Annotated in this window: 5 protein-coding genes and 2 pseudogenes; 2 read left to right on the top strand and 5 right to left on the bottom strand. The window is 32.9% G+C overall.

Annotated elements, in window-relative coordinates:
• The first annotated feature begins 68 nt into the window (after positions 1 to 68).
• Positions 69 to 2,783 carry a putative LPS assembly protein LptD gene (locus BXU10_RS17455; protein WP_078228834.1) on the top strand — a complete coding sequence of 905 codons (2,715 nt, stop codon included), beginning with the start codon at positions 69 to 71 and terminating at the stop codon, positions 2,781 to 2,783.
• Positions 2,784 to 2,812: 29 nt separating this feature from the next.
• Positions 2,813 to 3,193: a RidA family protein gene (locus tag BXU10_RS17460; protein WP_031455868.1), complete on the top strand. Its 381-nt coding sequence runs from the start codon at positions 2,813 to 2,815 to the stop codon at positions 3,191 to 3,193.
• Here the strand turns inward: BXU10_RS17460 and BXU10_RS17465 are convergent.
• The 5 genes and pseudogenes from BXU10_RS17465 to BXU10_RS17485 form a co-directional block, all read right to left on the bottom strand.
• The gene (locus BXU10_RS17465) at positions 3,174 to 3,548 is read right to left on the bottom strand and encodes a methylglyoxal synthase (protein WP_078226712.1); all 375 of its coding nucleotides are present in this window, start codon (positions 3,546 to 3,548) and stop codon (positions 3,174 to 3,176) included. The two genes, BXU10_RS17460 and BXU10_RS17465, sit on opposite strands and share 20 nt — an antisense overlap.
• Before the next feature lie 9 nt (positions 3,549 to 3,557).
• Positions 3,558 to 4,410: pseudogene (locus BXU10_RS17470) on the bottom strand (N-acetylglucosamine kinase).
• Between the two features lie 128 nt (positions 4,411 to 4,538).
• Positions 4,539 to 5,543: a type I glyceraldehyde-3-phosphate dehydrogenase gene (gene gap / locus BXU10_RS17475; RefSeq protein WP_078226710.1), complete on the bottom strand. Its 1,005-nt coding sequence runs from the start codon at positions 5,541 to 5,543 to the stop codon at positions 4,539 to 4,541.
• A gap of 73 nt (positions 5,544 to 5,616) precedes the next feature.
• Positions 5,617 to 6,601: pseudogene (gene pfkA, locus BXU10_RS17480) on the bottom strand (6-phosphofructokinase).
• Between the two features lie 454 nt (positions 6,602 to 7,055).
• Positions 7,056 to 7,861: translocation/assembly module TamB domain-containing protein (locus tag BXU10_RS17485; protein ID WP_223255493.1), on the bottom strand; the 806-nt coding region annotated here is incomplete at its 5' end.

Raw genomic sequence — 7,861 nt, forward strand, 5'->3', positions numbered from 1 at the left:
TAATTTTAATAAAATGCAAAGCTATAATTTTTACAATTGATTATTTTTGCCAAAAATTATATGTAAGTTTGACATGTCAAAAAACAAGCCATACTTTTACAAAAATAGCATTTAAACCTTTGCATACAAACTTATTTAATATCGTTTTAATATCATTTTTCCTAACTATAGGATGTGGTAATTTATATTCTCAGGAAATAAAACCAAAAAAAACTCCGTTACCGGCTGCAAGACAATCTGATAAATCAAAAAAAGCTTCTACAGATACTACAAAGACTATAACGGATACAATTAAAATTGACAGCATTAAGCCCAAAAAAGCTTTTCTCGAGGGACTACTTAAACATAATGCCAAAGGTTACGAAAAGATAGATAAAAAAAAGAATACCCTGACTCTTTATGATGAAGCCGAATTGTATTATAAAGATATTGAATTAAAATCCGGAATTATTATTCTTGATTATAAAAATGATGAAGTATACGCCGGAAGGATAAAAGATTCTGCAGGTGTTTTGGTACAATATCCGAATTTTAAACAAGGGGCTAATGAAGTTCAACCGGATTCAATTCGCTTTAATTTCAAAACAAAAAAGGCTTTAATTTATAATTCCAGAACAGAACAGGGAGAATTTAAAATTAAAGCAGAAATCACCAAAAAGGAGAATGACTCGGTTTACTATTTAAAAGGAGCTCGTTTTACTACATCGACTGACGTTGACAACCCCGAATATTATTTCAGAACGAGCAAAGTAAAATTTGTTCCCGGAAAAAAAGTAATTACCGGATTAACAAACATGGTTATTGCAGATGTTCCTACTCCAATTGCATTACCATACGCCTATTTCCCAATGAGCGAAGAAAAAAGCATTTCGGGTATTATTGTTCCCAGTTATAACGACTCAAACACCAGAGGGTTTTCATTACAAAACGGAGGTTATTATTTTGCTTTAAGTGACAATTATGATTTAACTGTTTTAGGAGATTACTATACCAACGGCAGTTATGCTATGCGTTTTGAATCCTCATATGCAAAAAGATACAAGTATAGAGGGAATGTTAATTTTAGATTTGAGAATTTAATATCAAGCGAAAGAGGCTATCCTGATTATTCTAAACAAAATATTTACAATATTCAGTGGTCACACTCAAAAGATTCCAAATCGAATCCTAATTCGAGTTTTTCTGCTTCTGTGAATATGGGTAGTAGTAAATATTTCAAACAATCCATTAATCAGGCTAATATTGGTTCCAGTTTAAACAACACACTTAGTTCTTCCATTTCGTGGAATAAAACATTCAATACTATCCCACAAGCCAGAATAGCCTTAACTGCAACGCATTCTCAAAATACACAAACCGAAGAAATAAATATGACTTTACCTTCGTTACAGGCAAGTGTTGATCGTATTTATCCATTTGTTGGAAAAGACGGTGTCAAAAAAGGTCTAATTAAAAATATTAACCTACAATACAATCTGAGTGGTAAAAACAGTTTTGTAACTACTGATTCTTTATTTTTTAAACCTCAAATGTTTGATAACGCACAAATTGGAATGCAACACAGCATCCCTCTTAGCACCAATTTTAAAATATTCAAATATTTTAGTGCTAGTGCATCAACAAATTATCAGGAGACCTGGGTAACAAAAACAATTAACAGATCTTTTGATAGCGACTTAAATACTGTTGTTGATAAAACAGTTAATGGTTTTGATGCCTTTAGAACGTATAACTTTAGTTCAAGTTTAGGAACCACTATCTATGGTACTTTCAAATTTGGGGACACAAAGAAAATACAAGCTATACGACATGTAATGCGCCCATCATTCTCCTACTCCTACACACCTAGTTTTGAAAGATATTATGACACATACGCCATAGATGCAACCGGAGCCACTTATAAAGATTACACCCGATTTGAAAACGGAGTTTACGGACAACCAGGAAAATCAAATTCTAATATAATCGGTTTTGATTTAAGCAATACTTTTGAAGCAAAAGTAACAGATAAGGACAGCACTAAAACAGAGCCTAAGAAAGTGATGTTGTTAAATAATTTAAATTTCAGCACCAGTTATAATTTTAATGCTGACGGAAAAACAACATTCGCACTTGAGCCTGTTCGGGTTAGTGGAGGAACTCAATTGTTTGATAATAAAATGAATGTCAATTTTGCCGCAACATTAAACCCTTATGCTATTGATAATTCCGGACAGCAAATTAATGTATTCAACATCAATAATGGAGGAAGCTTGTTTAGAATGACAAGTGCCAATATGACCCTGAATTATTCTTTTTCAAACAAAAACGACAAAAAGGATGAAAACAAACAAAGTGAGCGAAATGGAGGCCGTAGTGATGATTTATTTGGAACAAACACCGACCTTAATGACACCAGGAAAAGCCAATTTGCCGAAGAAGATTCTGAGAATGTAATTACAGAATTCTTCAATTCAAAACTTCCCTGGGACATGACTATGGCTTATTCGTTGACTTATACAAATACAAAAAGAGAAAATAAGATTTCGGGTAATTCTTTAATGATTTCTGCAAATATGGATATTACCCCTAAATGGAAAGGCGGAATCTCAACCGGTTATGATTTTGTACAAAAAGGCGTTACTTTTACCCAACTGCGTTTTGAAAGAGATTTATTAAGCTGGAGAATGTCTTTTAACTGGACACCTCTTGGTACCTATGCTAACTGGAATTTCTTTATTGGAATAAAATCAGGAATGCTTAGTGATATTAAATGGAATAAACGAAGCGCTTCTAACAGATAATCAAAATACAATTTTAATCTTTTTGTGATATGAAAAAAATAATCTTTACCGAAAAAGCACCGGCACCAATAGGACCTTATAATCAGGCTGTTTTATCAGGAAACACATTGTATGCTTCCGGACAAATAGCTATAAACCCGTCTACAGGAGAACTTGTTACAGAAAACATAAACGATGAAACACATCAGGTTATGCAAAATATTTCTGCCATTCTTGAAGCCGCAAATATGACATTTGAGAATATTGTAAAGGCTTCTATTTTTATTATGGATATGAATAATTTTGCAGCAATAAACACTGTTTACGGATCTTATTTTAATGAAAAAACCGCTCCAGCACGTGAAACGGTTCAAGTGGCTTGTTTGCCAAAAAATGTAAATGTTGAGATTTCTATAATCGCTGTGCAATAGCCTCTAATAATAATTGTGCCGTTGCTTCATTGGTTGCCAATGGCACATTATGTACATCACAAACCCTTATTAACATATTTATATCTGCTTCGTGCGGGTGACTGGACAAAGGGTCTTTAAAAAAGAAAACCATTTGAGTTAATCCTTCGGCTACTCTTCCGGCAATCTGAGCATCTCCGCCCAAAGGCCCTGAGAGCATTCGCCTTGTTTTAAAACCGGCTGCTTCCGCTTTGCCTCCTGTTGTACCAGTACCAATTAAACTTACATTCTCATTTTGCAGAACCTCTGTATTTTTAATTAAAAAATTAATCAAGTCTGCTTTTTTACCATCATGTGCAATAATTGCAATTTCCATTCTAAATTCTTATTTATTAGCAACGTGATAAGCTATCAGACCGTCAATTGGACGTCTCAAAACATTACCTAATTTAAGTTCATACTTATCAAATATTTCCTGTAATTCATCTTTTAAATAAAAAGCTATAGAACCAACAAAATGAACAGGAACTTCCTGGCAATTATCATATTGTTTAATATAGTTTTTAACAAAAGATTTCATCCCTTTGAAAATTATTTTTCTACAAAACTCAGACTCTTTATGCTGAATCAAAAACTTGGCAAAAGTTGCTAAATAAGCATTTGGGTTTGGCTCTTTATATAATTTATTTTTAATAAAATCAGGATCCAAATCGTATTCTTTTTCAAACTCAACTGCCAGTTCTTTAGGCATTTTATTGAAATAATATTTTTCTGATCAATTCTTTTCCAAAAACATTTCCGCTACAGTCATCCATCGCAATATAGCCTAATGACTGTACTTTTTGGTGCAATATTTTCCCATCAAAATAACTGCAATTAGAACCAGTACCCAAAATACTAACAATTGCCTCTTCTCCTTTTGGTGTAGTTGCATAAACTGCTGCATAGGTATCCTCATGAACCTCTACAATTGCATTTTCAAAATACACTCTAAACACCTCTTTTAATGCAGTTTGCATTCTTTCAGTTCCGCAACCTGCACCGTAAAAGAACAAATGTGTAGCTTCTTTTCGATTTTGAGAAATATCAAAACGATCATTTACTCTTTCAATAATTTCAGGACCATCAAGAATTTCCGGGTTCAATCCTAAAGTTTGCGTAGTAAACAATACTTTACCATTATCATCAATCGCTATCCAATCAGCCTTAGTAGAACCGCTATCAACTATTAATTTCATTTTAGTTTAGTTTTTTTTAGTTAGTTTAACTTTAATTAAAAGTGTGTTTTTCACATTAATTAAAGACATAACAAAATAAGAAAATCCCGTTACTTTGAGATAACGGGATTTTATCATTTAATAAAATATTATTTTAAACCTGCGATATGCACAGATAAATCAATCAATTTACTAGAGTACCCGTACTCATTATCGTACCATGATACCAATTTGAAGAAAGTTGAATTTAAACCAATTCCTGCAGTAGCATCAATGATTGAAGTTCTTTTATCAGAAATGAAATCCTGAGAAACAACTGCATCTTCAGTATATCCTAAGATACCTTTTAATTCATTTTCAGAAGCTTTTTTCAAAACTGCCATAATCTCTTCGTATGAAGTTTCTTTAGCCACTTTTACCGTTAAATCTACTGTAGAAACGTCAGCAGTAGGTACACGGAAAGCCATACCAGTTAATTTCCCGTTTAATTCAGGGATAACTTTTCCAACCGCCTTTGCAGCACCTGTTGAAGAAGGAATGATATTGATTGCCGCTGCACGTCCACCTCTCCAGTCTTTTCTAGAAGGTCCGTCAGCAGTCATTTGAGTTGAAGTTGTAGCGTGAACAGTAGTCATTAAAGCCTCTACAATTCCGAAATTATCGTGAATAACTTTAGCCAAAGGAGCTAAACAGTTTGTAGTACAAGAAGCGTTAGAAACAACTAAATCAGAAGCTTTTGCAGTTTCGTGGTTTACACCCATTACAAACATTGGAGCATCTGCAGAAGGAGCAGAAATGATTACTTTTTTAGCACCACCTTTAATGTGCTCATTTGCAGTTTCGATAGTTGTGAAAATACCAGTACATTCAGCTACTACATCAACATCAACTTCATTCCATTTCAAGTCAGCTGGATTTCTTTCAGCAGTAATACGGATATTTCTTCCGTTTACATAAAGTTTTCCTTCTTTTACTTCTACAGTTCCGTCGAAACGACCGTGAACTGAATCATATTTTAATAAGTAAGCTAAGTGATCTACATCTAATAAATCATTGATTGCAACTACTTCTACATTATCTCTGTTGAAAGATTCTCTGAAAACGATTCTTCCAATACGTCCAAATCCGTTTATTCCTAATTTTACTTTTGACATTTTACTCGATTTTGTTTTTGTTTTTATTTAACTATTTAAAGTTTAATTTTCTCACTATAAACTTCGTTTCTTTTTATGTTGACATTATATCTGATACTCTTAATAATTCTCTGTCAATTTCAGACTTTCCTTTAATTGCCTGTTCCAACGGAGTCAAAGCTACTTTATCCTGCTGTAAACCAACCATGTAATTTGATTTACCATCTATTAATGACTCTACTGCTTTTACTCCTAAACGACTTGCTAAAACACGGTCGAAACATGAAGGAGAACCTCCACGCTGCATGTGTCCCAAAACAGATACACGCACGTCATACTCAGGTAAATTAGCTTCAACATAGTCTTTTAATTCGAATACATTTTTACCAATTTTATCACCCTCAGCGATTACTACTATACTTGATGATTTTCCTGAAGCTTTACTTTTTTGAAGAGAATCTAAAAGCCTTTCAAGACCTAAATCTTCCTCAGGAATAAGAATTTCTTCTGCCCCTGCACCTATACCGGCATTAAGAGCAATGTGACCTGCATCTCTACCCATAACTTCCACAAAAAACAATCGGTTATGTGAACTTGCAGTATCTCTAATTTTATCGATACAATCTACAACTGTATTTAAGGCAGTATCGTAACCTAAAGTATGACTTGTTCCAAAAATATCATTATCAATTGTACCCGGAATACCCATAACAGGAAAACCGTATTCAGAATTAAAAATTAACCCCCGGTAAAACTTCCGTCTCCACCTATAACTACCAAAGCATCAACCCCGGCTTTTACAAGATTGTCGTGTGCTTTTTTCTTCCTTCAGGTGTCCTGAATTCAATTGAACGTGCCGATTTTAAAATCGTTCCACCTTTGTTTACAATATTATTTACACTTCTAGGTCCCATTTCTTTGAAGTCTCCTTCAATCATTCCCTGATAACCTCTATAAATTCCCAAACATTCTATATTATGATAGGCGCATGTTCGAACAACTGATCGTATTGCGGCATTCATTCCTGGTGAGTCTCCTCCTGAAGTAAGAACACCTACTTTTTTTATTGTTTTTGGCATTATTTAAGTATTAAAGTGTAAAATTAGCAAACATTCACCACTTTTCAGTAGATGATTATTATAAATTGGTAAATCACCAAATTCAAACGTTTTCGGTTAATAAGTTTTTATATCGCAAAAAATTCATTTAAAATAATAAAAGTATCCTTTTTTAATTAAAAATGTAAAATTAACAATCCAGAAATGAAGTGTTACAAAATTTTGTATTTTATAATGATTTAGAAAAGATGTTTAAAATATTATATCACAACCTTTTGACGAATAAAAATATGTGCTAATTTTAGATTCAAAACCCATTTCTGTTAAAAGCCTTCAACTCATAATGACAAATTTTCATTAAGAATGTTTTTATACTCAAATTACATTTCAGATCTGTCTTTTCATCAAATCAAATGTAATCAATTTCCCAATGGGTTAAATTTATAATGATATTTTTAAAAGTCATTGTCTGGTATTAGTCCCTGATTGTTGTTATTTTGTTGTTGTTCTTGTTTCTTTTCTTCTTTTTTATCGGACTTCTTTTTATCCTTTTCAGCTTCTTTTTAGAGTTTACAAAATTAATATAATCTGGGTTTAAATTAGAATCCTGCAAGTCATTGGAATTTTTACCCGTTTTTTCTAATTTATATTTTTTGAAAATTTTATTGACTAACTCGCTAAAAGTATCAAAATCTACTTCGTAACTAATACCAACACCTTGTGTGTAACCAATTCCCTGACCTACATAACTAATATCATTTTCCTTATTAAATAAACGAAGGTTTGCAGTTCCATCTTCATTAATTCTGTATTGTACTTCAATATCACCTACAATTGCCGATTCATTTACACCTCCTACCGGCACTCCAAGTTTTCCGTTAATAGCAATACGTTCATTAATTTGCGACGTTACAGTTGCTACAACCCGACCATCAGCCTCTTGACCAATACGTCTGTCTGCAGAAACATAATTAAACCCAACATTGATTTTATCATTATCTGACTTAATTATCCCTCCCAATAAGCTCATAGCTGTTTCAGACAATGTTCCTGACAAATCTCCCTGACTAAAACCATCTGTACTCATAAAAGAACCAGTGGATAATAAATATAATGCCTGAGTCTGACGAATGTCTTTGTCATCCAGTTTATATTGTATTTCTGATTTTAAAACATTACTTACAGAAGGAAACTGAATATCAAAATTTGGTTCCGGACTAGTTAAATCTCCTCTTAAGCCTATAACAACCTCTACCGTAACCTTTTTATTAAATGAAGAAT

This window comes from Flavobacterium sp. LM4 (assembly GCF_002017935.1).
GTDB classification, from domain to species: domain Bacteria; phylum Bacteroidota; class Bacteroidia; order Flavobacteriales; family Flavobacteriaceae; genus Flavobacterium; species Flavobacterium chungangense.